This window comes from Leucobacter japonicus, assembly GCF_001273855.1.
In the GTDB taxonomy this organism is placed as follows: domain Bacteria; phylum Actinomycetota; class Actinomycetes; order Actinomycetales; family Microbacteriaceae; genus Leucobacter; species Leucobacter japonicus.
In genome coordinates this window covers 347,002-371,473 of the sequence record NZ_JHBX01000104.1, presented here as the reverse complement: position 1 = coordinate 371,473, position 24,472 = coordinate 347,002, and the positions used below count along the sequence as shown (strand labels likewise).

General features: G+C 68.2%; 18 protein-coding genes and 1 tRNA gene. 13 read left to right on the top strand and 6 right to left on the bottom strand.

Translation table 11 applies throughout. The features are described from left to right. Positions 1-109 precede the first annotated feature (109 nt). The 10 genes from hutU (at position 110) to AMS67_RS06075 (ending at position 12,494) form a co-directional block, all read left to right on the top strand. Positions 110-1,837 (top strand): urocanate hydratase, encoded by a 1,728-nt coding sequence (hutU, locus tag AMS67_RS06120; RefSeq protein ID WP_053386742.1) that lies wholly within the window; start codon positions 110-112, stop codon positions 1,835-1,837. Between the two features lie 4 nt (positions 1,838-1,841). Then, complete coding sequence (gene hutI / locus AMS67_RS06115; protein ID WP_053386556.1) at positions 1,842-3,077, top strand: imidazolonepropionase; 1,236 nt, start codon at positions 1,842-1,844, stop codon at positions 3,075-3,077. Between the two features lie 192 nt (positions 3,078-3,269). Next, on the top strand, positions 3,270-4,874 hold the full coding sequence (locus AMS67_RS06110) for an ABC transporter substrate-binding protein (protein ID WP_053386741.1): 1,605 nt from the start codon (positions 3,270-3,272) through the stop codon (positions 4,872-4,874). Positions 4,875-4,947: 73 nt separating this feature from the next. Beyond that, positions 4,948-6,015: an ABC transporter permease gene (locus AMS67_RS06105; RefSeq protein WP_053386555.1), complete on the top strand. Its 1,068-nt coding sequence runs from the start codon at positions 4,948-4,950 to the stop codon at positions 6,013-6,015. A 2-nt stretch (positions 6,016-6,017) separates the two neighbouring features. After that, positions 6,018-7,004, top strand: a complete 987-nt coding sequence (locus tag AMS67_RS06100) for an ABC transporter permease (RefSeq protein WP_053386554.1) — start codon at positions 6,018-6,020, stop codon at positions 7,002-7,004. Next, positions 7,001-8,689, top strand: coding sequence for a dipeptide ABC transporter ATP-binding protein (locus tag AMS67_RS06095; protein ID WP_053386553.1), 1,689 nt, complete (start codon positions 7,001-7,003; stop codon positions 8,687-8,689). Before AMS67_RS06100 ends, AMS67_RS06095 begins: the two co-directional genes overlap by 4 nt. A 196-nt stretch (positions 8,690-8,885) precedes the next feature. After that, entirely contained in the window at positions 8,886-10,790 is a 1,905-nt protein-coding gene (typA, locus tag AMS67_RS06090; RefSeq protein WP_053386552.1) for a translational GTPase TypA, read from the top strand. A gap of 108 nt (positions 10,791-10,898) precedes the next feature. Then, entirely contained in the window at positions 10,899-11,534 is a 636-nt protein-coding gene (locus AMS67_RS06085) for a CG0192-related protein (protein WP_053386551.1), read from the top strand. Positions 11,535-11,650: 116 nt separating this feature from the next. Next, a tRNA-Pro gene (locus tag AMS67_RS06080) sits at positions 11,651-11,724 on the top strand. Between the two features lie 425 nt (positions 11,725-12,149). Further along, the gene (locus tag AMS67_RS06075; RefSeq protein WP_053386550.1) at positions 12,150-12,494 is read left to right on the top strand and encodes a TraR/DksA family transcriptional regulator; all 345 of its coding nucleotides are present in this window, start codon (positions 12,150-12,152) and stop codon (positions 12,492-12,494) included. Positions 12,495-12,528: 34 nt separating this feature from the next. Here AMS67_RS06075 and AMS67_RS06070 read toward each other — a convergent pair whose 3' ends face one another. From AMS67_RS06070 to AMS67_RS06050, 5 genes are all read right to left on the bottom strand, one after another. Beyond that, positions 12,529-13,803, bottom strand: coding sequence for an alpha/beta fold hydrolase (locus AMS67_RS06070; protein ID WP_206541743.1), 1,275 nt, complete (start codon positions 13,801-13,803; stop codon positions 12,529-12,531). A 130-nt stretch (positions 13,804-13,933) separates the two neighbouring features. Then, the gene (locus AMS67_RS06065) at positions 13,934-16,330 is read right to left on the bottom strand and encodes a transglutaminase TgpA family protein (protein WP_053386549.1); all 2,397 of its coding nucleotides are present in this window, start codon (positions 16,328-16,330) and stop codon (positions 13,934-13,936) included. Further along, the gene (locus AMS67_RS06060; protein ID WP_053386548.1) at positions 16,327-17,475 is read right to left on the bottom strand and encodes a DUF58 domain-containing protein; all 1,149 of its coding nucleotides are present in this window, start codon (positions 17,473-17,475) and stop codon (positions 16,327-16,329) included. Before AMS67_RS06060 ends, AMS67_RS06065 begins: the two co-directional genes overlap by 4 nt. 89 nt (positions 17,476-17,564) lie before the next feature. After that, a complete protein-coding gene (locus AMS67_RS06055; protein ID WP_053386739.1) occupies positions 17,565-18,554 on the bottom strand; it encodes an AAA family ATPase in 990 nt (329 codons plus the stop codon). Between the two features lie 79 nt (positions 18,555-18,633). Next, the gene (locus tag AMS67_RS06050) at positions 18,634-19,182 is read right to left on the bottom strand and encodes a TetR/AcrR family transcriptional regulator (protein WP_053386547.1); all 549 of its coding nucleotides are present in this window, start codon (positions 19,180-19,182) and stop codon (positions 18,634-18,636) included. Positions 19,183-19,261: 79 nt separating this feature from the next. Here AMS67_RS06050 and AMS67_RS06045 point away from each other — a divergent pair, with 79 nt between their 5' ends. Further along, entirely contained in the window at positions 19,262-20,044 is a 783-nt protein-coding gene (locus tag AMS67_RS06045) for an SDR family NAD(P)-dependent oxidoreductase (protein ID WP_053386546.1), read from the top strand. A gap of 95 nt (positions 20,045-20,139) precedes the next feature. Here AMS67_RS06045 and AMS67_RS06040 read toward each other — a convergent pair whose 3' ends face one another. After that, positions 20,140-21,672: a SulP family inorganic anion transporter gene (locus AMS67_RS06040; RefSeq protein ID WP_053386545.1), complete on the bottom strand. Its 1,533-nt coding sequence runs from the start codon at positions 21,670-21,672 to the stop codon at positions 20,140-20,142. 149 nt (positions 21,673-21,821) lie between these two features. Between AMS67_RS06040 and AMS67_RS06035 the strand changes: the two genes are divergently transcribed. After that, positions 21,822-24,125 (top strand): bifunctional alpha,alpha-trehalose-phosphate synthase (UDP-forming)/trehalose-phosphatase, encoded by a 2,304-nt coding sequence (locus AMS67_RS06035; protein ID WP_053386544.1) that lies wholly within the window; start codon positions 21,822-21,824, stop codon positions 24,123-24,125. A 128-nt stretch (positions 24,126-24,253) separates the two neighbouring features. After that, a complete protein-coding gene (locus AMS67_RS06030; RefSeq protein WP_053386738.1) occupies positions 24,254-24,472 on the top strand; it encodes a hypothetical protein in 219 nt (72 codons plus the stop codon).

Here is a 24,472-nt window from a genome sequence, read left to right as displayed (position 1 = left end):
TCCGGAATGCCGGACAGTCGGGGGCGTCGCTGCGTTGTCGGGGGCTTCCGGTCACGATGGGATAGAGGCACGCGGATTTCCCCGCAGACTGCACACGAAAGGTCCAATGATGGCACTTCCCGGCGCACGCCCCGTCCGATCACCCCGCGGCACCGAACTCTCGGCGAAGAGCTGGCAGACGGAGGCTCCGCTGCGCATGCTCATGAACAATCTCGATCCCGAGGTCGCCGAGCGCCCCGATGATCTGGTCGTCTACGGCGGCACGGGTCGTGCGGTGCGCAGCTGGGAGGCCTTCGATGCGATCGTCGACACGCTGCGCGATCTTGAAGAAGACGAGACCCTGCTGGTGCAGTCGGGCAAGCCGGTCGGTGTCTTCCGCACCAACGTGTGGGCGCCCCGCGTGCTGATCGCGAACTCGAATCTCGTGGGCGACTGGGCGACGTGGCCCGAGTTCCGCAAGCTCGAAGCCGAGGGGCTCATGATGTACGGCCAGATGACGGCTGGGTCGTGGATCTACATCGGCACGCAGGGCATTCTGCAGGGCACGTACGAGACTTTCGCGGCGGCCGGGCGCAAGCTGCAGGGGCAGGGGCGGATCGCCGCTGCCGCTGGCAAGGGGCCGCTCGCGGGCACGATCACCCTGACGGGCGGCTGCGGTGGCATGGGCGGCGCGCAGCCACTCGCCGTGACCCTGAACGACGGCGCCTGCCTCATCGTCGACGTCGATCGCACGCGCCTGGAGCGTCGGGTCGGCAAGCGGTACCTCGACGAGGTCGTCGATGATCTCGATGAGGCGCTGGCGAAGGTGCAGCAGGCGAAAGACGAGCAGCGCGGCTGGTCGGTGGGTCTGGTCGGCAACGCCGCCGAGGTGTTCCCGGAGATCCTGCGCCGGCACCAGTCAGGCGAGGTCGTAATCGATCTCGTGACCGACCAGACGTCGGCGCACGATCCGCTGTCGTACCTGCCGATCGGCTACCGCGTCGACGAGCGGCTCGCGCGGGCCGAGGCTGACCCGGAGCAGTTCACGACGGACGCGCAGGCGGCGATGGCCCAGCACGTGCGGGCCATGGTCGAGTTCCAGGATGCGGGTGCCGAGGTCTTCGATTACGGCAATTCCATTCGCGATGAGGCCCGCAAGGGCGGCTACGACCGTGCGTTCGAGTTCCCGGGCTTCGTACCGGCTTACATCCGTCCGCTGTTCTGCGAGGGGCTTGGGCCGTTCCGCTGGGCCGCGCTGTCGGGCGATCCCGAAGACATCCGCGTGACGGACGCGGCGCTCAAGGAGCTGTTCCCCGAGAATACGCACCTGCACAACTGGCTCGACGCTGCGGCTGAGCGGGTCGAGTTCGAGGGCCTGCCGGCGCGCATCTGCTGGCTCGGGTACGGCGAGCGCGCTCGCGCCGCGGTGCGCTTCAACGAGCTGGTCGCGGAGGGCAAGTTGTCGGCACCGATCGTCATCGGTCGCGACCACCTCGATTCGGGGTCGGTGGCGTCGCCGTATCGTGAGACCGAGGCGATGGCCGACGGTTCTGACGCGATCTCCGACTGGCCACTGCTCAACGCGCTGACCGCGGCGTCGTCGGGGGCGACGTGGGTGTCGCTGCATCACGGCGGCGGGGTCGGGATCGGCCGCTCGCAGCACTCGGGGCAGGTATCGGTTGCTGACGGAACCCCGCTGGCGGCTGAGAAGCTGCAGCGTCTGCTCACGAACGACCCGGGCATGGGCGTGATCCGTCACGTCGATGCCGGTTACCAGCGTGCGGTCGACGTGGCGCAGGAGCGCGGGGTCCGTGTTCCGGTGGCACCGGTGATTCGCAACACCGACACGGCCTGGTGATCCGATGACTCACGCGACGCGCAGCCTGCTCATCGACAACATCGGCGAGCTCACAACGAACGACGATGCACACGGCGGTCGCATGCGTGATGCGGCGGTGGTGATCGAGCAGGATCGCGTCGCGTGGGTCGGGCCGTCGTCGCAGGCGCCGTCAGCCGACGAGCGCCTCGACGCGGCCGGTCGCGCGGTATTGCCTGGGTGGGTGGATTCGCACACGCACCTCGTGTTCGCCGGTGACCGGACCGCCGAGTTCGAGGCCCGCATGGCGGGGGAGTCGTACGCGGCCGGCGGCATCAACGTGACGGTCTCGGCGACGCGCGCGGCATCGGACGCCGAGCTCGAAGCGAACCTCGAACGGCTCGTCGCGGAGGCGCGGCGGGGCGGCACGACGACAATGGAGACGAAGACCGGGTACGGGTTGACCGTCGCCGACGAGGTGCGCTCGGCGCAGATCGCGGGGCGCCACGTCGACGCGGTCACGTTCCTGGGGGCGCACGTGGTTCCCGCCGGAACGGATCCCGGATCGTACCTCGATCTCGTGACGGGACCGATGCTCGATGCCGCGGCCCCGCACGTCAGTGCGGTCGACGTGTTCTGCGAGACCGGCGCCTTCGACGAGGCGGCAAGTCGTCGCGTACTCGACGCCGCCGGACGAGCCGGCCTCGCGACGCGCGTGCACGGCAACCAGTTGGGCCACGGCCCGGGGGTGCGCGTCGCGGTCGATGCGGGATCGCTGAGCGTCGATCACCTCGGCTTTCTGAGCGAGGGCGATGTCGCGGCTCTGGCCGGGTCGTGGGGCGACTGGCGCGGTGGCGTCGGTCGGCGCGGCACGGTCGCGACGGTGCTGCCCGCCTGCGATCTCTCGACGCGCATGCCGCTGGCTCCCGCGCGTGAACTGCTCGATGCGGGTGCAGTGGTCGCGATCGCCTCGAACGCGAACCCGGGGACGTCGTATACGAGCTCGATGGCCTTCTGCGTCGCGACGGCGGTGCTGCAGATGCGTCTGACGATCCAGGAGGCCGTGCGGGCGGCGACACTCGGCGGCGCGCTGGCGCTGGGCATGGAGCGCGATGGGTGGCGTGACCCTGCCGGGGTGCCCCAGGGTGCCGTCGGCTTGGTGCGACCCGGCGCGCGCGCCGACCTGCAGATGCTCGCCGCGCCGTCGGTGACGCACCTCGCGTACCGGCCGGGAATGCCGCTCGTCGATGCCGTGTGGCGGGCGGGCGCGCGCATCGTCTGAGAGCGCTACTCTGCGGACCCCTCAACACAGAGTATTGAGGGGTCCAGTGCGACCTGCCAGACAGATTTACCGTTCCGTTACTGCTTCGTGATGACGCGTCGCTAGGCTGCGGAGTACGAAACCGGGAGCATCCACACCGACGTGATGCGCACTGCCCGGTGAGTGAGAGGGAAAGCATTGAAGAAGACGATGATGTCTGCGGCCGCTCTGATGGGCGCAGCACTGCTGTTCACCGGTTGCGCCACCAGCAGCACGACCGGCGGTTCCGGTGGCGACAGCGGTGGGGGCGGTGGCGAGATCACCGTCGGTACGACCGACAAGGTCACCTCGCTCGACCCGGCGGGCTCGTACGACAACGGCTCGTTCGCGGTCATGAACCAGGTGTACCCGTTCCTGCTCAACAGCGTGTACGGCACCGCGGAGGTCACCCCCGATATCGCCGAGTCGGCCGAGTTCACCTCGCCCACCGAATACACGGTGAAGCTCAAGTCAGGGCTGAAGTTCGCGAACGGCAACGACCTCACGTCGAGCGACGTCAAGTTCTCGTTCGACCGCCAGGTCGCGATCAACGACCCGAACGGCCCCGCATCGCTGCTCGGCAATCTCGACAAGGTCGAGGCGCCCGATGACACGACCGTGGTGTTCACGTTGAAGAACGGCGACGACCAGGTGTGGCCGCTCATTCTCTCGAGCCCCGCCGCCCCGATCGTCGACGAGGACGTGTTCTCGGCCGACTCGATCACGAGCGACGACGACATCGTGAAGGGCAAGGCGTTCGCCGGCCAGTACGAGATCACCTCGTACAAGCTCAACGAGCTCATCGCTTACGCGCCCTACGACGGCTATCAGGGCAATCTCGGTGCAGCCGAAAACGACGGCGTGAACGTGAAGTACTACGCCGACGCGTCGAACTTGAAGCTCGACATCGCGGGCGGCGCGATCGACGTGGCCTTCCGCTCGCTGTCGGCCACCGACAACGACGAACTCGCGAAGAACGACAAGGTGAAGCTCGTCGAGGGCCCCGGCGGCGAGACTCGCTACATCGTCTTCAACTTCAACACGATGCCATACGGCGCGACCACGGCCGACGCCGACCCGGCGAAGGCCCAGGCCGTGCGCCAGGCCGCGGCCGACCTCGTCGATCGCGCGGCGATCGCGAAGGACGTCTACAAAGACACCTACAGCCCGCTGTACTCGTTCGTTCCCGACGGACTCCCTGGCGCCACTGAGCCGCTGAAGGAGCTGTACGGCGATGGAGACGGCGGCCCCGACGTCGAGAAGGCGAAGAAGACGCTCGCCGATGCGGGCGTCGAGACGCCGGTGCAGCTCAGCCTGCAGTACAACGGCGATCATTACGGCCCGTCGTCGGGCGACGAGTACGCGCAGGTGAAGTCGCAGCTGGAGCAGGACGGTCTCTTCGCAGTCGACCTGCAGCAGACCGAATGGGTGCAGTACAACAAGGACCGCACTGCAGACGTGTACCCGGCGTACCAGCTCGGCTGGTTCCCCGACTACTCGGACGCCGACAACTACCTGTCGCCGTTCTTCCTCAAGGAGAACTTCCTGTCGAACCACTACGACAACCCCGAGGTGAACGACCTGATCGTCGAGCAGCAGACCGAGACCGACCAGGCCAAGCGTCTCGAGGATCTGGGCAAGATCCAGGAGCTCGTCGCGAACGATCTGTCGACGCTGCCGCTGCTCCAGGGCAAGCAGGTGGCCTACACGGGCACCTCGGTCGAGGGCACGACCCTCGACGCGTCGTTCAAGTTCCGGTACGCCCCCATCACCAAGTAGCGATCGTCAGGGCAGCGGGCTCCACCCTCGGGTCGGGGCCCGTTGCCGTGATCGACGCGAACAGGCTTCACTCATGACTGCTCCCGCATCTGTCGTCGCGGCGCGACGCGCTCCGACCGGGGGAGGGCTCGGGCGCTACGTGCTCATCCGGCTTCTCCTCATCATCCCCACGGTGTTCATTCTCGTCACCGTCGTCTTCTTCCTCATGCGCCTCACCGGCGACCCGATCACGGCTGCGCTCGGAGGCCGGCTGCCCGCCGACCAACTCGCGGCGCGCGTGCACGAGGCCGGGTACGACCGGCCGCTGATCGTGCAGTACCTCGACTACCTGGGCGGCATCTTCCGCGGTGATTTCGGCACCACGATCACCGACCACCGCCCCGTGATCGAGATCCTGCTGCAGTACGGCTCGGCCACGCTCGAGCTCGCCTTCTACGCGCTCATCGTCGCGTTCGTGATCAGCATTCCGCTCGGCCTCATCGCCGCCTACCGCCGCGACCGCTGGCAAGACGCGGTGCTGCGCATCATGGCGATTCTGGCTTACGCGACGCCGATCTTCTTCGTCGGGCTGCTCTTGAAACTCGTGTTCTCCGTGTGGCTCGGGGTGCTCCCCGTGGCCGGGCGCGCGGGCACGCGCACCGAACTCGTGATGGGCGGGGTCGATTCGCCGACGGGCATCTATCTGCTCGATGCGATTCGTTTGGGCGATCCGGCACTCATCGGCGATGTGCTGCAGCACGCGATTCTGCCCGCCATCGCGCTCGGTCTGCTCACCGCCGGCGTCTTCCTGCGCCTCATCCGCACGAATGTGATCGGCACCTTCGGGCAGCAGTACGTCACCTGCGGCCGGTCGCGCGGCGTGAGCGAGTACCGTCTGCTCACCAAGCACGCGTTCCGACCCGCGCTGATTCCGATCATCACCGTCATGGGTATGCAAGTCGCGATGCTGCTCGCCGGTGCCGTGCTGACCGAGACGACATTCGAGTGGAAGGGGCTCGGCTTCATGCTCGCCGAGTATCTGAAGGCTCGTGACTTCGTGGCGGTGCAGGGCATCGTCGTCATGATCGCCGTCATCGTCGCGGTCACGAACTTCATCGTGGACCTCGTCGCTGCGGCTGTCGACCCGAGGGTGAGGTACTGATCATGTCCATGCGAGATCTTCCGACCCCCACGACCGAGGCGCTGTCGGTGACGGTGCCGAAGCGGCGCCTGCGCGAACGCCTCCCCGTCGTCTCGCACCTTCGGCAGAGCGTTGGGCTGCAGCGCGGCATGCTGATCACGGGGCTCGCGCTCACGGTGGTCTTCGTGCTGCTCGCGCTGCTGGCGCCGCTGATCGCGCCCTACGGCTGGGCGCAGCAATCGGCCGACGGCGTGGCCTTCGGTACCCAGCAGGCCCCGAATGCAACCAACCTGCTCGGCACCACGGTGTCGGGGTTCGACGTGCTGTCTCGAGTGATCTGGGGTGCCCAGACGGCGCTCTTCGTCATCGCCGCCGCGATCCTGTGCTCGATCTTCATCGGTATCGCGCTCGGCCTCGTCTCAGGCTATTTCGGCGGTTGGCTCGATCGCGTGCTCGTCGTGCTCTCCGACGCGATCTACGCGTTCCCGTCGCTGCTGCTCGCGATCGTAATGTCGATCGTGATCAGCCGGGGCCAGTCGACGCTGTTCGGTGGCATCGCGGCGACCGCGATCTCGATCACGGTGGTGTTCGTGCCGCAGTACTTCCGAGTGATTCGCGCCGAGGTGGTGCGGGTGCGCTCCGAGCCGTTCGTCGAGGCCGCACGGGTCATCGGCGTGCCGACCGGGCGCATTCTCGTGCGCCACGTGCTCCGCAACTCGGTGCGCTCGCTGCCCGTCGTCGTCACGCTCAACGCGTCCGAGGCGCTGCTGACCCTCGCAGGTCTCGGCTTCCTCGGCTTCGGCATCGAGGCCACCTCGGCGGCCGAGTGGGGGTACGACCTCAACCGTTCGGTCGCCGACGTGACAAGCGGCATCTGGTGGACGAGCGTCTTCCCCGGCCTCGCCATCGTGCTCGTGGTGCTCGGCATCACGCTCGTCGGTGAAAGCCTCAACGATCTGTCCGATCCGCGCCTGCGACAGCGGCGCCGACTGAAGCGGGTGGCACGATGAACCGCATTGCAGAAATCACCGACCTGCGGGTCACGTTCGCCACGGATGGCGCCCCGGTCGAGGCTGTGAAGGGCATTTCGATCGCTGCGAACGCGGGCGAAGTGCTCGCGATCGTGGGTGAGTCGGGATCGGGCAAGACCGTCACAGCGAACGCGCTGCTCGGCCTGCTGCCCGAAACAGCAACGCTCGAGGGTGCGCTCATCGTGCGCTCACGCAGCGGCGCCGAGATCGACGTCGTGCGCGCGAGCCACGCGGAGCTGCGCGCGATGCGCGGCGACGACGCGGCGATGGTGTTCCAGGAGCCGTCGACGGCACTGAACCCGGTGTACCCCGTCGGGTGGCAGATTGCCGAGGGCCTCCGTGCGCACCGCCAGATCGGCAAGAAAGAGGCGCGGGCCGAGGCAATTGATATTCTGCGCCGCGTCGGCATCCCCGACCCCGAGCGCCGCGTCGACGAGTATCCGCACCAGTTCTCTGGCGGTCAGAAGCAGCGCATCGTCATCGCGATGGCGCTGGTGCTGAACGCGGGGCTGATTGTCGCCGACGAGCCGACGACCGCGCTCGATGTGACGGTGCAGGCCGAGATCCTCGACCTGCTGCGCGTCTGCCGCGACGAGTTCGGGGCGACGATCGTGCTCATCACCCACAACATGGGTGTCGTCGCCGACCTCGCCGATCGCGTCGTGGTCATGTACCAGGGCGACATCGTCGAGGAGGCGCCGGTCGCCGAACTGTTCGCGTCGCCGCGCGAGCAGTACACCCGCGATCTGCTGGCCGCGGTGCCGCACGTCGGCCACGGCAAGTCGTGGACGCAGCCACGGCCAGAGCCGGGCGACGCTGAGACGCCGCGCGACACGACGGGCCACGTCATCGTCGCCGAGGGCGCACAGATCGGGTACCCGTCGCGCTTCGGCCGCGGCGCGACCGTCGCCGTGCACGGGGTCGATTTCTCGGTCGCTCCGGGCGAGGTCGTGGGGCTCGTGGGCGAGTCCGGATCGGGCAAGACGACGATCGGCCGTGCCGTCGTGGGCCTGACCAAGGTCGTCGACGGGTCGCTGCGCGTGCTCGGACACGAGATGCGCGATGTGAAGCCGCGCTCGCTCGCCCCGTTGCGGCCCGAGATCGGCTTCGTGTTCCAAGACCCGGCGACCAGCTTCAATCCGCTGCTCTCGATTGCAGAGTGCATCGCCGAGCCCCTCATCGTGCACGGTCGCGCGAGCAGTCCGGCGGCGGCTCGGGCGCGAGTGAACGAGCTGCTCGATGCGGTGCGTCTACCCGCGACGTTCGGCGACCGCTTCCCGCACGAGCTGTCGGGCGGTCAACGCCAGCGAGCCTCGCTGGCGCGTGCGCTCGCGCTCGACCCCAAGCTGCTCATCGCAGACGAGCCGACGAGCGCACTCGATGTCTCGGTGCAGGCGACGGTGCTCGAGCTCTTCGTGCAGCTGCAGGCGGAGCTCGGGTTCGCGTCGCTGTTCATCAGCCACGACCTCGCGGTCATCGATGCGGTGTCCGACCGCATCATCGTGCTGCAGCAAGGACGCATCATGGAGCAGGGCAGCACCGCGCAGGTGCTGGGCAGCCCCACCAACGCCTACACCCGCGAACTGCTGGCCGCGATTCCGGTACCGGATCCGGCCGAGCAAGCAAAGCGTCGAGAGGCCTCGCGGGCGCTGCGCGCCAGCTGAGCAGGGGTGCGCACAGCCGTCGCGCGCGGGGTTCGGGAGCGCTCCTCTCACCCCGCGCACGATTCGGCGTGAACACGCCGGTTGATCCGCTAAAATAGTGCGTCGGCGTTTTTCGGTGCCACCGCGGGGCGAACCCGCTCCGTGGCCGGCATCCCGCCGTGCCGACACAACCTCGTCTCGTTAGGACTCCACCTTTATGGCTCTCGCCACTCGCGAAGACCTCCGCAACGTTGCCATCGTCGCACACGTCGACCACGGCAAGACCACGCTCGTCGATGCCATGCTGCGTCAGACCAACTCCTTCGATGCGCACGCCGACGTCGACGATCGAGTCATGGACTCGAATGACCTCGAGCGCGAAAAGGGCATCACCATTCTGGCCAAGAACACGGCCATCACCTACGAGGGGGCGCACGCCAACGGCACCCCCATCGTCATCAACGTGGTCGATACGCCGGGTCACGCCGACTTCGGCGGCGAGGTCGAGCGCGCACTTTCGATGGTCGACGGCGTAGTGCTGCTCGTCGACGCTTCTGAGGGCCCGCTGCCCCAGACCCGCTTCGTGCTGCGCAAGGCGCTCGAGTCGAAGCTCCCCGTGATTCTCGCGGTCAACAAGACCGACCGCCCCGACTCGCGCATCGAAGAGGTCGAGGGCGAGGCGCAGGATCTGCTGCTCGGCCTCGCATCGGACCTGTCGGAGGATCACCCCGACATCGACGTCGATGCCGTGCTCAACGTGCCGACCGTCTACCTCTCGGGTCGCGCCGGCGCCGCGTCGCACGATCGCCCCGTCGATGGCGAGCTGCCGAACAACCCGGATCTGGAGCCCCTCTTCCAGACCATCCTCGAGCGCGTGCCGGCCCCGCAGTACGACACCGACTTCCCGCTGCAGGCGCACGTGACGAACCTCGACTCGTCGCCGTTCCTCGGGCGTATCGCGCTTCTGCGCGTGCACCACGGCTGGATCAAGAAGGGCGAGACCGTCGCCTGGGTGCAGCACGACGGCACCGTGCAGAACGTGCGCGTCACCGAGCTCATGCTCACCAAGGCGCTCACCCGCTACCCGGCCGAGAAGGCGGGCCCCGGCGATATCGTCGCCATCGCGGGTATCGAGAACATCACCATCGGCGAGACCATCGCCGACGCCGAAGATGTGCGGCCGCTGCCGACCATCACGGTTGATGATCCCGCAATCTCGATGACCATCGGTGCGAACACCTCGCCGCTCGTTGGCAAGGTGAAGGGCCACAAGCTCACCGCCCGCATGATCAAGGATCGCCTCGATCGCGAGCTCATCGGCAACGTGTCGCTGCGCGTGCTCGACGTGGGCCGTCCCGACGCGTGGGAGGTGCAGGGCCGCGGCGAGCTGGCTCTCGCCATCCTCGTCGAGAACATGCGCCGCGAGGGCTTCGAGCTCACCGTCGGCAAGCCCCAGGTGGTCACCAAGGAGGTCGACGGCAAGAAGCACGAGCCGTACGAGCACCTCACCATCGACACCCCCGAAGAGCACCTCGGTGCGATCACGCAGCTGCTCGCGGCGCGCAAGGGGCGCATGGAGAACATGGTGAACAACGGCACCGGCTGGGTGCGCATGGAGTTCATCGTGCCGTCGCGCGGCCTCATCGGCTTCCGCTCGGAGTTCATGACCATCACCCGCGGCACCGGCATCGCGAACGCGATCTCGCACGGCTACGACGAGTGGGCGGGCGTCATCACGACCCGCAACAACGGCTCGATCGTTTCCGACCGCTCGGGCGTCGTCACGCCCTTCGCGATGATCAACCTGCAGGAGCGCATGAGCTTCTTCGTTGCTCCGACCGAAGAGGTCTACGAGGGCATGGTCATCGGTGAGAACTCGCGCTCCGAAGACATGGACGTGAACATTACCAAGGAGAAGAAGCTGACGAACATGCGTTCGGCATCGGCTGACTCCTTCGAGTCGATGACGCCCCCGCGCAAGCTCACGCTTGAGGAGTGCCTCGAGTTCGCCCGCGAGGACGAGTGCGTCGAGGTCACCCCCGAGATCGTGCGCATCCGCAAGGTCGAGCTCGCCGCGAACCTGCGCGCCCGCTCGGCGTCGCGTCAGAAGAACCAGAAGTAACGGTCTTCCGTTCCTCGCAGGCCCCGGATCGCGCAGTGCGCGGCTCGGGGCCTGCGGTGTTTCTGGGGGCGCGCAGCGGGAGTGGAATTGCGGGCGTAGGATCGGGCCATGTCGATCATTCACCGCACCACTCTGAGCCCGTCGAAGTACGAACTGCTTGCGGCCTGGCTGCCGTCGCAGCCCTGGTTCGCGGGTGACGCAGCGCAGCTGGAGCCGGTCGGCGCCTACCGATTCGACGACCCCGAGGGGGAGGTCGGTCTCGAAGGGCACGTGTTTACCGCAGGCGACGAGACGGCGTACCACCTGGCGCTGAGCTACCGCGGCGCACCGCTCGACGATGCTGACGAGTTTCTCGTCGGCACCACGGAGCACGGGGTGCTCGGCACACGGTGGGTGTACCCCGCGATCGGCGACCCGGTGTTTCGGGCCGTGCTCGGTGCGGCGATCGTGCGCGGCGAAACGGGGAGCCGGGAGTACACGCAAGACGCCGACGGCGCGACCGCGGAGCGCGAGCCCACTGTGCGCGTGCGCGGTACGGGGAGCGATGACGGGGCGGGCCCCGAGCTCGCCGCCGTGCGGTTGGCGACCGAGGGGGCGGTGAGCATCGCCGAGACCGAATTCGCGACCCTCGCGGTGCACCACGTCGTCGCGCTCGAGGCCGGGGGAGACCCGGCGGGTACGCTCACGCTGCGCGGCGAGTGGGCTGGGGCGGTCGACGCGCTGCTCGCGTCGCTGCGCGTGTAGGTGCCGCACGCTGCTCCAGGGCCACGCGCGGCTCGCCCGCGCGACACGACCGAACCGCCTCGTTTTCGTGTTTGCGGAGGGAACCGCTAGAGTATTCCTTGCGTGAAAAACGCAATCGGGATGTGGCGCAGCTTGGTAGCGCACGTCGTTCGGGACGACGGGGTCGCAGGTTCAAATCCTGTCATCCCGACGAACTGGCCCGGAATTCCGCTGAGAAATCAGCGAGGTTCCGGGCCTTTGTCGTATCTGCATCCCTGCGATTTCTGGGCCTCAGACTGTTTTCCCCCTACTTCTCCGCGCCTCCCCGAATTGGTGTCACTTTGTGTAGGTTTCTGGCTTGAATTCGAGGGTTGGACAGCACTTTTTGACACCAATTCTTGATAGGGCAGGCCGGTCGAGGCCGTGCCCGTATTGCGGCGCCTGCAGACGGGGCGCTGAGTACCTCAGGCGTGGATCAGGAGTTGGTTGCGGTGCACTTTGCACGGTGTGCTGCAGCCAGACACTGTCATCCCGACGAACTGGCCCGGAATTCCGCTGAGAAATCAGCGAGGTTCCGGGCCTTTGTCGTATCCAGAGGTCGCGTGAGCGGGCCGGTGCGCGTACAGTCGGAGCACCATGGCCGAACCCGCTGAACTCGACGCTCTGCTCCTCGCCGAGCAGTTGCGCATTGCCGAGCGCGTGGCGAAGCTCGATGCGGACCTCGCGGCGCTGATGCGAGCCCGCCGAGGGGCGGTGGACGACGACGAGCACGATCCCGACGGCGAGCCGCTTTCGGCGCGTTGGTCGTTGCTCGCGGGGCTGCTCGAGTCGGCGCACGATGACGCGCGTCAGGCCGAAGCCGCGCTGCGCCGACGCGCCGACGGCACCTACGGGGTGTGCGTGCAGTGCGGCGAGCAGATTCCGCAGGGCCAGCTCGAGGTGCGGCCGTTTCGCGAGCGCTGCGTCGCCTGCACGCCGTAGCGTGCTTGTCGCAACGCGCTCACGCACGCAGCGATCACTCGGGGAGCGAGCGCATCCACGTTCTGAGGTCGTCCAGCGCAGTGAGCGCGACCGTCGCGTGATCGGCGTCGGGGTAGACGTGCGAGGTGACTGAGGCACCCGCTCGCTGCTGCGCGGCGACATACGCGGCCGTGATCGTGGGGCGAATGAGCGTGTCTCGCGCGCCCTGGGCGACGAACAGAGGCACCGTGATTGGCTGCGTCGGGGTGTTCTCTGCGAGCAGGTCACCCCACCCGGGAGCGGTTCGCGGGTTCGTCGTGACGAAGTCGCCGATCATGGGTGTGGCAATCTGATGCAGCTGTTGATTCTGCCCGAGCAGACAGAGGTCGGCCATGTTTGGGACGGCGGCCACGCCCCTTGGAGAGAGAATGACCGACAGCGGATCGGCGGGAAGTCGATCGGCGTAGGCCGTCGCGTAGGCATCGAATGCATACGCCCCGATCGTGACACCCGAGACATCGCCGATATCGGCGTCGAGCAGAGCGCCGAGATCGCTCGCCGGAGCCGCCACGGCGACGCCGCGCACGTCGAGATCCGGGGCATACGTCTCGGCACGCTGCGCGGCGAAGAGCGCCGCGTGCCCACCCTGCGAATGCCCCCAGAGCACGACACGGGTGCTGGCGCCGATACCGTCGACCTGCTGGGCGGCCCGGGCGATGTCGAGCACGTTCGCCGCTTCGGTCGCCCCGATCAGAAACGATGGTGGGCCGGCAACGCCCATGCCCGCGTAGTCGGTAGCGACGACAATGTTTCCGTCGGCCAGGAGGTCGGTCAGCCCTTCGATGAGTGCGAACGGCGCAATACCGATCGACGGGGCGCACCGCGGTGCGGTGCCGGTCGTCGGGTGCGCCCACGACACCACCGTCCGTGAACCGGCCGCGGCAGGCTCGACCGGCGCCACGATCACGCCGGAGACGAGCACATCGGCGCCGTCGACATCGGTCGAGTGGTAGACGACTCGAACGGCCTGTGCTCCATCTGGAGCGCCGACCACCGGCTCGGTGCGCACGATCGTGCCGGGCTCGCCGGCAGCAGGGGGTGTGTTGGACGGTGCGTAGAAGTCGACGACCGACGGCTCCGCTGCGGCCCCCTCGGCCACGCGGACCCCGAAATTGAGCAGCTTCGCGAGCATGGGTGCGGCGATGAGGCACACAACGAGCGCGGCGACGCCGATGATGCGCCTGACCCAGCGACGGCGGGGGGATCGCTGGCGCTGCTGAGACGAGGGCGTCGTGTCGTTGCCCGGCGATTCTGACTCCGTGTTCTGCACAGCACTCCCTGGATTCGGCAGGACTCCCCAGATACCCAGAGAGTACCCCGTTCGATGCGCGACGGGAAGCAGGCCGCGGTGCCAGGAAGTACGGCGCCGCGCGGCGCATCACGACGCCGACACCAGTGCGTCAGTCGGGCCGGCCGAGTGAACGCGGCAGCACTGCGGCGCGGAGACGAGCAGCGAGGCCGGCTGATGCGCGCAGCGATCGCCGGGCGAGCTGCAACTCCGCAGCGATCGCATCGGGCGGGGTGCGGTGATCCTGCACCTGCTGCTCACCCGCGCCGCCGGGCGCACGTTCGCCCGGCCCGTAGCGCTCGCGCTCCATCGTGTGCGCGATGCTCCGAGCGCTCGCCGTTGCGCTTGCGGTCAGGGCCCCACGATGCTCCCAGGCGTCGATCCACGCGGTCGAGGTGCGGGCGCGCGGAGGATCGCCGACGGCCTCGCTGAGCCACCCCAGATCGCGGGCGGTGTCGCGCAGTTCATCCCAGGCGTTGCTGCCCGGTCGGTCGCCGCGTGCGAGGCGTCGCAGTCGGCGCGATCGGCGCATGCCGCGCCACACGGAGGGCACCGCGATGAGCGCGAGCAGTGCGCAGGCGGCGAACAGGAGCGCGACGGGTGCCGGCGGGGTCGCCACGGTCGGCGAATCCGTCGCCGTGGGTACTGGATCCGTCGGGTCGAGCGTGGGCTGTTCGCTGGGTTGCGGCGCAGATGTCGGGGTGGGGCCAGTGTCGTCAGCCGGGGCGGCCGCGTCGGAGTTTGCTGTGGTGGTGTCAGAGGTGCCGTCGGCGGTGGCGCCGGCGCCGCCTGGCGTGGGTTCGAACGAGACCCAGCCCAGATCATCGACATAGATCTCGGGCCACGCGTGCAGCTGCCGTCCAAGCACGCGCGTTGCGTCGTCGCGTTCGGCGCGGCTCGCGTATCCGACGGCGACGCGGGTCGGCACCCCGAGTTCGCGCGCCATCACCGCGAACGTGGCGGCGTAGTGCACGCAGAATCCGCTTCGGGTCGTGAGAAACTCGGTCATCACGGCATAGGGGTCGTCGGGGTTCGCGCCCGGCTCGTAGGGCGCCGATTCCGAGTAGGCGAAGCTGCCGCTACGGAACCAGTCTTGGAGCGCATGGCCCACGGCGAGGCGATCAGAAGCAGAGCCGACGACCTCCGCTGCGGCACCCGAAAGCTCTGCCGGCATGCCTTCGGGGAGTGCCAGGTACGGCGCGAGAGCCGAGTCGTCGTCGAGGCTTGCCGGGTCGAGTCTCGACAGGGCGGCGGGCGTGAGCGACGCGACGGCCTCGCCGGGCAGCCGATCGGCGTCGAGCGGCGTCGCGGTTGCGGTATACCTGGAGTCGCGACGGGTGATGTCGCGCTCGGAGCGCACCGTGTTCGACTGCTCGGCCCAGTTCCAGCGATCGGGCTGGAAGGCCCCCGCGTCACCGGGGGCGGCGACGCGCTCGGTCGATTGCGGCAGCGGGAGCCAGGAGCTGAGGAGGCCCTCGACGGTCACCTGCACGGTGCGGGTGCGCAGGTGCGACTGCGCGACCGTGGGGGCGCCCGGCTCGGCAGCGACGGCAGCCGGCACCGAATCCGCCGCGCGTGCCGGTCGATCGGTGAGGTTCTGGTCGGTCAGTGCATTCTCGGGTTGCCAGACGCCGCCCTCGAAATCGGCCAGGGTTGCGAGGGTGAAGCGGAGCGGGCCCGGCACCGAGCTGCGGTAGATGAACACGGGGGCACTGCTCCGTGCGCGGAGATCCTCGGCAAGCGCGAGCGTCACGTCTGGCACTGACTGAGAGACGGGCGCCGCCAGCAGCGAGTCGTTCCAGAGTCGATCGCGCGAAGCGGGAAGCGCGGCGACGATACCCGCCGCGAGGCCGGTCACGACGAGCGCCGCGACACCGCCCTGCCAGGTCACCCGTGGGGCTGAGACGGCCGCGAGCAGTGCCAGGAGCAACGTCGTTGCGATGAGCGCCGGCGATCCGGCACTGACTCCCGTCACTGCCGAGGGCACGAGCAACACCAGCGCGACGACGCCGCCGGCGATCAACGGCGTATCTGCGGCGTCGGCGAGGAAGACGGTGGCTGCGGCCATGAGCAGCACGACCGCGAGTACGAGGTCGGAGAGGGGGCCGTCGACCGTCAGCGGCGCGGAGCCGGTGACGATCTGCAACTGCGCTTGCTCGAGCAGCGCGGTGGCATCGCTCCACCAGAGCGCCGCGCGCCCACCGCCCCACACCCACACCGCGACACCCAGTGCACCCGCGAATGTGCCGGCGAGTGCCGCATACACCGGACGCCGGTGACGCGCGCGAACGACGGCGGAGACGATGACGGTGCCAGTGATCACCCCCATTGCGGCAAACCACCAGCCGCCCCATTCGAGTACCGTCGTCAGTGCTGCGAGCACAACGCCCCATAAGACGAGCAGGAGGCCGCTCGACCAGAGTCGGGAGCGGCGGCGTTCGGGGTCGACTGATTGCTGCACGGGTTGCGGCCGCGATGCTGAGCGCAGTGGCGACGTCGCGGTGGTCACGCGGGCTCCGAGACGAACAGGACCCGCCACTCCGGCGGCAGCGGCAGCGGCCCCGTCGACGGCGACCCGTCGCGCATCACGATCATCGTGCCGCCGCGCGAGTTCGGCAGCGCTTCGAGTAGCCGTCGGTGCGGCGCTCCGGTGACGACGATGGCCGGGAGCTCGGCTGACGCGGTCAACCGCGGCGATCGTGCCTCAGAGGTGGGCGCATCGACCTCGGTGCGTGCCACGACGGCGAGCTCGCGGAGCGGGGCGTCGATGCTCCCCGTATGGTCGATCTGCCCACCACCGGGGGAGTCGAGCCGATGATCGCCCAGATCCAGATGCACCGCGACGCCCTGCTCAGCCCAGAGGGCCACCACCGTAGCCGTCGCCGAGACTGCGCGCTCGAATTCGGCGTCGCTCGCGTACGCTGCCGGGTCGAGGTCCAGGCGCACGGAGCGGACCGGTCGAGACGCCGGCTCGGGGAGATTCACCAGCAGCTCGCCCTGGCGCGCGCTCTTCTTCCAATTGATCTGCCGAGTCGCATCGCCCGTGCGGTACTCGCGCAGCGCGCCCCCGCCTTCGGCGCCCTCACCGGTGCGCCCGACCGCAGCAGCGTCGAGGTCGCCGGGGGCCGACATCTGGGACGGTTCGACCTCGAGTCGCCTGAGGAGCGCGGGAAGCGGCGCCGGGAGTACGCGCACCACGGTGTGTGCCGCACAGGGCACGCGCACGGCGGTGAGCCCGAACGGGTCGGCGTACCGGAGCGCTGAGACCTCGAGTCGCGCATCGCCGCGGCGGTCGGCGATCCATGACGTTGCGGCGCGCGCGTCACTGCCCGGGTGCAGTTCGAGCGGGCTCAACCGACGAGTCCCATCGAGCGACCACTCCGCAGTCGCGATGACGGGTACCCGGAGGCGGTGCGAGATCACCGCGGAGAGTTCGAGTGCCGACCCGACCGTGGGGGTCCGATCGGTCATGCGGAGCGTGACCCGGGCTCGCGCCAGCGCACCGATCACGCAGCTCGCACCGATCGCCACGACGACGAGCGCGGCGAAGGCCGCAGCGAACTGCCACACGTCGCGCAGGCCGATCGCGAACCAGGCCGCCGCGAGCACGGCGGCGGCGGCGAGGCATCCCCACCCGCGCGCGGTCAAGGTCACGGGCGATGTGCGCCACCAAGCGCGGGTGCGCGCCCGTCGGGGTCGTGCCGCTCGGGGTCGTGCGGCTCGCAGTCGCGCAGTTCGGGCCATCAGCGCACGGGGAGACCGGCGAGGATCTCGGCGACGACGTCGGTCGAAGCTCGGGCCGCCTCGTCTGCTCGTGCGAAGCGACCGCGGGGCACCAGACGGTGCGCGAGCACTGCCGCGGCGAGGTGCGCGACATCGTCGGGTGAGACGTAGCTGCGGCCGAGCACGGCGGCGCGGGCGCGGCTCATGCGGCTCAGGTGCACAGTAGCACGCGGGCTGGCACCGAGGGCGATACTCGGGTGGGCACGCGTCGCCGCGATGATGTCGACGAGGTATGCGCCGACGGCGTCTGACAGGTGCACCTCGCCGACAGCGAGTTGTGCGGCGCGCACCTCAGCGATGGACGCGACCGGCGGGGTGGACTGGCTGATCCGGCGCCCCGACTGCTCGAGTGCGATGCGCAGCTCGGATGCGGCATCGGGGTACCCCAGCGAGATGCGGGTCATGAATCGGTCGCGCTGCGCCTCGGGAAGCGCGAAGGTGCCCGCCATGTCTTGCGGGTTCTGCGTCGCCGCGACGATGAACACCTCGGGCAGACGATGGGTATGGCCGTCGACCGTGACCGACTGCTCTTCCATGGCCTCGAGCAGTGCCGATTGCGTCTTCGGCGTCGCCCGGTTCACCTCGTCGCCGATGATGATGTTCGCGAAGATCGGACCCGGATGGAACACGAACTGGCCCGTCTCCTGGTCGTATACCGAGAGCCCCGTGACGTCGGTGGGCAGCATGTCAGAGGTGAACTGGATGCGTCGCACGTTCGCGCTGATCGCCCGACCCAGTGCCTGCGCGAGTGTGGTCTTGCCGACGCCGGGCACGTCTTCGAGCAGCAGATGCCCACGCGCGAGCACCGTGGTGATGACGGTCTCGATGACATCAGGCTGGCCCTGGATCGCGCGGCCGAGCGCCGCGGCGAGTCGCGCGGCGAGTTCGGCGGGGGAGGGCGCGGCGGGCACGGCTCGGTCGGTCTGCTCGTCCACCTCGGTCGTCGACATCGTCACGGCCCTTCCCGTCGCGGTTCACAGGAAGCATTGCACACGAGCCCGAGTGAGCGATATATGCGGTTGGATCGAATCAGTCGGTGATGGCGTACCCGGACATGAATCGGTGCAGGTAGGCCGCGAACTTCGGTTCGGGATCGGCCCCGTCGAATCCCGCGATGAGTGCCAGGCGGGATGACGCGACGACCCCGGCGGTGACCACGACGAGCGCATCGTCATCGAGCCCGGGGAGGCGCCGGGCGAGCGTCGCGGAGTGCGTGCGCTCACTCGCATCCGCCACTTCGAGGAACACCGCCCAGTACTCTTCGCGCGTGCGCAGCAGTCGCATGAAATCGACGATGCGGCCTGGGAACGAGCCGAGAACCGCGACGCGGAATGCCTCGCGCGCGGCCGCTTCGAAGGGGAGCGGCGAGTCGATGATGCGCTCGCCGAAGGTACGTGTCATCTCGTCGAAGAACGGGCGGATGAGCTGCGGTTTTGTGGGGAAGTACCGGTGGAAGCTGCGTGCCGAGATCCCGGTCATGCCGCACAGCTCGGCCACTCCGATGTCGAGCGTGCCGGCATCGAGAAATGCCTCGATGCACGCGCGCGAGACGGCGAGCACTTTCTCTTCGGATGCCACGGGGCTAGTCTAGGTCCGCAAACGTTTGGCAGATTCTGCCAACCTTCATCAGTGATACACGTGCAAAGGAGTACCGCACATGACTCAGGTTGATCCGTACGCGAAGGTCCATCTCGATGGGAAGCGTCTCATCGTCACCGGCGGCGGCAGCGGAATGGGCAAGGAAGCGGCGCTGCTGTTCGCCGGACGCGGGGCGAAGGTGACGATCGCGGACGTGAACGTCGCCGGCGCCGAAGCCGTCGTCGAGCAGATCACGGCCGCGGGCGGCGCGGCGCACTTCGTCGAGACCAACCTCACCGTCGATGCCGACGTTCAGCGCCTCGTCGAGCGCGCAGTGGCGCAGTACGACGGGCTCGATGGTGCCTTCAACAACGCCGGCATCATCGGGCCGGTCGGTTCGGTCGCCGACCTCAGCTTCGACGAGTGGCAGAAGGTCATCGCGGTGAACCTCAACGCGGTGTTCCTCTCGCTGAAGCACGAGATCAACTACCTCGTCGAGAACGGTGGCGGCTCCATCGTCAACACCGTGTCGACCGCGGGTCGCTTCGCCTACCCGAACCTGCCCGCGTACGTCGCGAGCAAGCACGGGGCTCTCGGGCTCACCCGCCAGGCCGCCTACGACTACGCCGGCCGAGGCCTGCGCATCAACGCGGTGCTGCCCGGCTCGACCGAGACCCCGCTCGCGGCGGCGGCACTTGAGGATCCGGTGATCGCCGAGGGCGTGAAGAAGGCGCAGCCGATCGGTCGCCTGGGGCAGCCCGCCGAGATCGCCGAGGTGGCGGCGTTCCTGCTGTCTGACGCCGCGTCGTTCGTGGTCGGCGCCGACTTCTACGTCGACGGCGGTGTGAGCGTCAACCCGTAAGCGCGCTGCGCGAGCCCCGAACTTGGTGGCAGTTTGGTGCCGCATTCACCGGTTTGCTGCACCAAACTGCCACCAAAAGCGGGCTCAGTGCCGAGCTAGACGCTGCCGCCGAGCTCGCCCGTGAGGCGGGCGTGCATCGTGCGGCTGACGGCGTTCATGCCGACGAACTCCACGTTTGCCCCGTACTGGCGGTACTTCGTTTCGATGGCGTCGAGCGCCGCCACCGTCGAGGCATCCCAGACGTGCGCACCGGTCAGGTCGATGACGACGTGCGCAGGATCGCGGTGGTACTCGAAGAGCGTCGTGAGATCGTTGCTGGAGGCGAAGAAGAGCTCGCCCGTCACTGTGTAGCGCACGGAAGGCTCGGCGATCCCGCCCGCTGCATTGCCCGCACTGACCTCGCGCTGCACGTCGACGACGCGCGCGACCCGGCGCACGAACAGTACGGACGCGACGATGACGCCGCCGATGACGCCGACGGCGAGGTTGTGGGTCGCGACGACGAGGGCGACTGTCGCGAGCATCACGAAGGTCTCGCTCTTGGGGAGGCGTCGCAGCGTCGCGGGCGCGATCGAGTGCCAGTCGAAGGCGCCGATCGACACCATGATCATGACGGCCACGAGTGCCGCCATCGGAATCAGCGAGACCACGTCTCCGAGGGCGACCACCAGCACGAGCAGGAAGACGCCGGCCAGGAACGTCGAGATGCGGGTGCGCGCTCCCGATGCCTTCACGTTGATCATCGTTTGGCCGATCACGGCGCATCCGCCCATTCCGCCGAACAGCCCCGACATCATGTTGGCGACGCCCTGCCCCCAGCTCTCTCGGGTCTTGTTCGAGTGGGTATCGGTGATCTCGTCGACGAGCTTCGCCGTCATGAGCGACTCCATGAGCCCGACGAGTGCCATCGCGAACGCGAACGGTGCGATTGTGGCGAAGGTGTCCCAGGTGAGCGGCACGTGCGGAATGAAGAGTTCGGGCAGGCTCTGCGGCAGTTCGCCCTGATCGCCGACGGTCGGCACCGCGATGCGCGCGACGACCACGACGACGGTGACCACGATTACGGCGATGAGTGGTGCCGGGATCGCGGTGGTGAGCTTAGGGAAGCCGAGCAGGATCGCGATGCCGAGCACCACGAGCGGGTACACGAGCCAGGGCACCCCGATGAGGTGTGGCAGCTGTGACAGCATGACGAGGATCGCGAGCGAGTTCACGAAGCCGACCATGACGCTGCGCGGAATGAAGCGCATGAGCTTTGCGACACCGCTCACGGCGAAGAGAATCTGGAAGACGCCGGCGAGGATCACCGTGGCGATGAACATGTCCATGCCGTAGGTGGGGGCAACCGGGGCGATGACGAGCGCCACGGCGCCGGTGGCCGCCGAAATCATGGCGGGCCGACCGCCGACGAACGCGATCGTCACCGCCATGATGAAGGAGGAGAAGAGCCCGACTTTGGGGTCGACCCCGGCGATGACCGAGAAGGCGATGGCTTCAGGAATGAGGGCGAGCGCGACGACGAGCCCGGCGAGCACCTCACGGGTCAGGAGGCGCGGTGATCTGAGCGCGCCGAGCACGGAGGGCTCGGCAGCGGCGCGGTTCTGCGCCGCGAGGGGAGTGCGGTTCACCGGACTACTGTACCTCCGGCGAGCGTCGGTGCGATCACGCCGAAGCCGAGCAGCCGGTCGCGCGTTTCATGACTGGTCATCAGGGGTCAAGGGGCAGCGCGATCCCGGACTCGATCAGTAGAATTCGGGTGAAGCCACTGGGAGGTGCGATGACCGGATTGCAGGGACTCACCGGAGGGCGCGAGCTCGTGATGGTGTCGAACCGTTTGCCGGTCGATCGGGTCGTCGAAGCCGATGGCTCGACGGCGTGGCGTACCTCGCCGGGAGGCCTGGTGACCGCGGTCGAGCCGATCGTTGAACAGCTCGGCTGCGTGTGGGTGGGCTGGGCAGGCAGTGCCGACGAACACGTCGATCCGTTCGAGATCGGGCGGATGCGCCTCGAACCCGTCGAGCTCTCCACCGACGATGTCGAGCTGTACTACGAGGGCTTCTCGAACGGCACGCTGTGGCCGCTCTACCACGATGTCATCGCCCCGCCCGAGTTTCACCGGCAGTGGTGGGATCGCTATCGCAAGGTGAACCAGCGCTTCGCGGAGCGCGTCGCCGCTGTGGCGGCCGAGGGTGCGATCGCCTGGATCCACGACTATCAGCTGCAACTGGTGCCCGCGATGCTGCGCGAGCTGCGACCCGATCTCACGATCGGCTTCTTCCTGCACATCCCATTCCCACCCCGCGGTCTCTTCGAGCAGTTGCCCTGGCGCCGCTCGATCATCTCGGGGCTGCTGGGCGCCGATGTCATCGGGTTCCAGCGCGTGCCCGACGCCATCAGTTTCCGCACGATCGCCGATCGCTACACGCACACGCAGGCGCTGGGCAACACGATGGTGCTGCCGGCGACCTCCGACGCCCCGGGTCGCACGGTGCTGGCGCAAGAGTTTCCGATTTCGATCGACGCGGCGGCGTTCGCTGAGGTCGCACGTCGCCCGGAAACCCAGGATCGCGCTCGCCAGATCCGTGCGGAGCTCGGCAACCCGAAGACGGTCATGCTCGGGGTGGATCGCCTGGACTACACCAAGGGAATCCGTCACCGGCTGAAGGCGTTCGACGAGCTGCTGGTCGACGACGAGATCGACGCCTCGCAGATCGTGTTGGTGCAGGTCGCGAGCCCGAGTCGTGAGCGCGTCGACGCCTATCGGCAACTGCGCGACGAAGTCGAGGTGACCGTGGGGCGCATCAACGGCGAGCACGGCACCATTGGCCACGCACCGCTTGTCTATCTGCATCGCGGCTACTCGCGGGAGGAGATGGTGGCGATGTATTTGGCCGCCGATGTGCTGGTCGTCACGCCGCTGCGAGACGGTATGAACCTCGTCGCCAAAGAGTATGTGGCGTGCCGCGAAGACGAGCAGGGCGTGCTCATTCTCAGTGAGTTCGCCGGCGCGGCTGATGAACTTCGCGACGCGTTGCTGGTGAACCCGCACGACATCGAGGGCCTGAAGGCGGCGATGCTGCGCGCGGTGCACATGCCGCAGGAGGAGCAGCACCGGCGTATGCACGGCATGCGCCGCGCCGTGCACGACAACGATGTGGCGCACTGGGCGTCGGGGTTCTTGGGGTCGATGACCGCGATCTCGGAATCGCGCGCGACGGCGCATACCGGCGGACCTGAAGACGGCATGACCGGGCCGATTTCGATCGTGCCCCCGGCCTTCGTGCCGCGCAGCGTCGGAGACCGGTTGCGGCGCATCGCGACTGCCTCATCGCTGCTCGTCGCCACCGACTTCGACGGCACCATCGCGCCCATCGTGCGCCGACCGCAGGATGCGCGCATGCTGCCGCGCGCTCGCCAAGCGCTCGAGCTGCTGAACGCGGCGCCCGGGGTGCGCGTCGCGCTGCTGTCGGGCCGCTCGCTCGACGGTCTGGCCGAAACCGGCACCGGTACGGGAGGCGAGGGTTGGATCATTTCGGGATCGCACGGCTCGGAACTCACCGGCCTTGAGCTGCCCGGCGTCTCGGGGGCCGACGGTGGAGCGCCCACGGCCGAAGAAGTCGACTGGCTGCAGCGGGTGAATCGTCGTTTCGAACGCGTGCTCGGCGGTGAACCCGGCGTGCGACTGGAACGGAAGCCGTTCGGCATCGCGGTGCACACCCGTGAAGTGCGCGACCCCGACCAGAGTCGCGAGTTGCAGGCAGCAGCGGTCGAACTCGGCATCGCCGAGGGGTTGCACGTGCGCGAGGGCAAAGAGGTGCGCGAATTCTCGGTGCGCGCGTCGAACAAGGGTGCGGTGCTGCAGAGCATTCGCGATGCCCTGCCCAGCGGCCCCGTGCTCTTCCTGGGCGATGACGTCACCGACGAAGACGCCTTTGCCGTGCTGGGGCCCGACGATCTCGGCATCAAGGTTGGGCCTGGCGACACGGCGGCGACCGGGCGCGTGCCCGATCCGGAAACCGTCGCCGCAGTGCTCGCCCGACTGGTCGAACTGCGCACCGGCATCGTCATCGGCTCCGACTGAGCAGCCCAGGCACACGCGGCCGGGCGAAATCAACCCCGCTGACACTCGATCCGCGAAATTCTACGATCGAGTGACAGGAATGCGTCGCCGGTGATCTGCCGACGATGCTCACGCAGAGGGGAACGATCATGGCTGAATTGTGGGAGCCCACGGACGAGATCGACGGCGACGAAGAGCTGGTCGTCACGGATCATCGCGATGAGGATCGCCCGCTCGTCGACGCTGATGAGGAGCAGGCAGTCGAGGTTACTGCCGATGACCCGCGCGATGCGCTGGAAGAGCTGGGCGAAGATGTCTCGTCGTCGCCCGCACGCCGGGCTGAAGACACCGACGGAGAGGCGCTCTGA

Excerpts from the sequence above, each read along its gene's own strand:
- AMS67_RS06100 (WP_053386554.1), top strand. The coding sequence starts at position 6,018 with ATGTCCATGCGAGATCTTCCGACCCCCACGACCGAGGCGCTGTCGGTG.
- hutU (WP_053386742.1), top strand. The coding sequence starts at position 110 with ATGGCACTTCCCGGCGCACGCCCCGTCCGATCACCCCGCGGCACCGAA.
- typA (WP_053386552.1), top strand. The coding sequence starts at position 8,886 with ATGGCTCTCGCCACTCGCGAAGACCTCCGCAACGTTGCCATCGTCGCA.
- AMS67_RS06085 (WP_053386551.1), top strand. The coding sequence starts at position 10,899 with ATGTCGATCATTCACCGCACCACTCTGAGCCCGTCGAAGTACGAACTG.
- AMS67_RS06030 (WP_053386738.1), top strand. The coding sequence starts at position 24,254 with ATGGCTGAATTGTGGGAGCCCACGGACGAGATCGACGGCGACGAAGAG.
- AMS67_RS06095 (WP_053386553.1), top strand. The coding sequence starts at position 7,001 with ATGAACCGCATTGCAGAAATCACCGACCTGCGGGTCACGTTCGCCACG.
- AMS67_RS06110 (WP_053386741.1), top strand. The coding sequence starts at position 3,270 with ATGTCTGCGGCCGCTCTGATGGGCGCAGCACTGCTGTTCACCGGTTGC.
- AMS67_RS06045 (WP_053386546.1), top strand. The coding sequence starts at position 19,262 with ATGACTCAGGTTGATCCGTACGCGAAGGTCCATCTCGATGGGAAGCGT.
- AMS67_RS06035 (WP_053386544.1), top strand. The coding sequence starts at position 21,822 with ATGACCGGATTGCAGGGACTCACCGGAGGGCGCGAGCTCGTGATGGTG.
- hutI (WP_053386556.1), top strand. The coding sequence starts at position 1,842 with ATGACTCACGCGACGCGCAGCCTGCTCATCGACAACATCGGCGAGCTC.
- AMS67_RS06075 (WP_053386550.1), top strand. The coding sequence starts at position 12,150 with ATGGCCGAACCCGCTGAACTCGACGCTCTGCTCCTCGCCGAGCAGTTG.
- AMS67_RS06105 (WP_053386555.1), top strand. The coding sequence starts at position 4,948 with ATGACTGCTCCCGCATCTGTCGTCGCGGCGCGACGCGCTCCGACCGGG.
- AMS67_RS06055 (WP_053386739.1), bottom strand. The coding sequence starts at position 18,554 with ATGTCGACGACCGAGGTGGACGAGCAGACCGACCGAGCCGTGCCCGCC.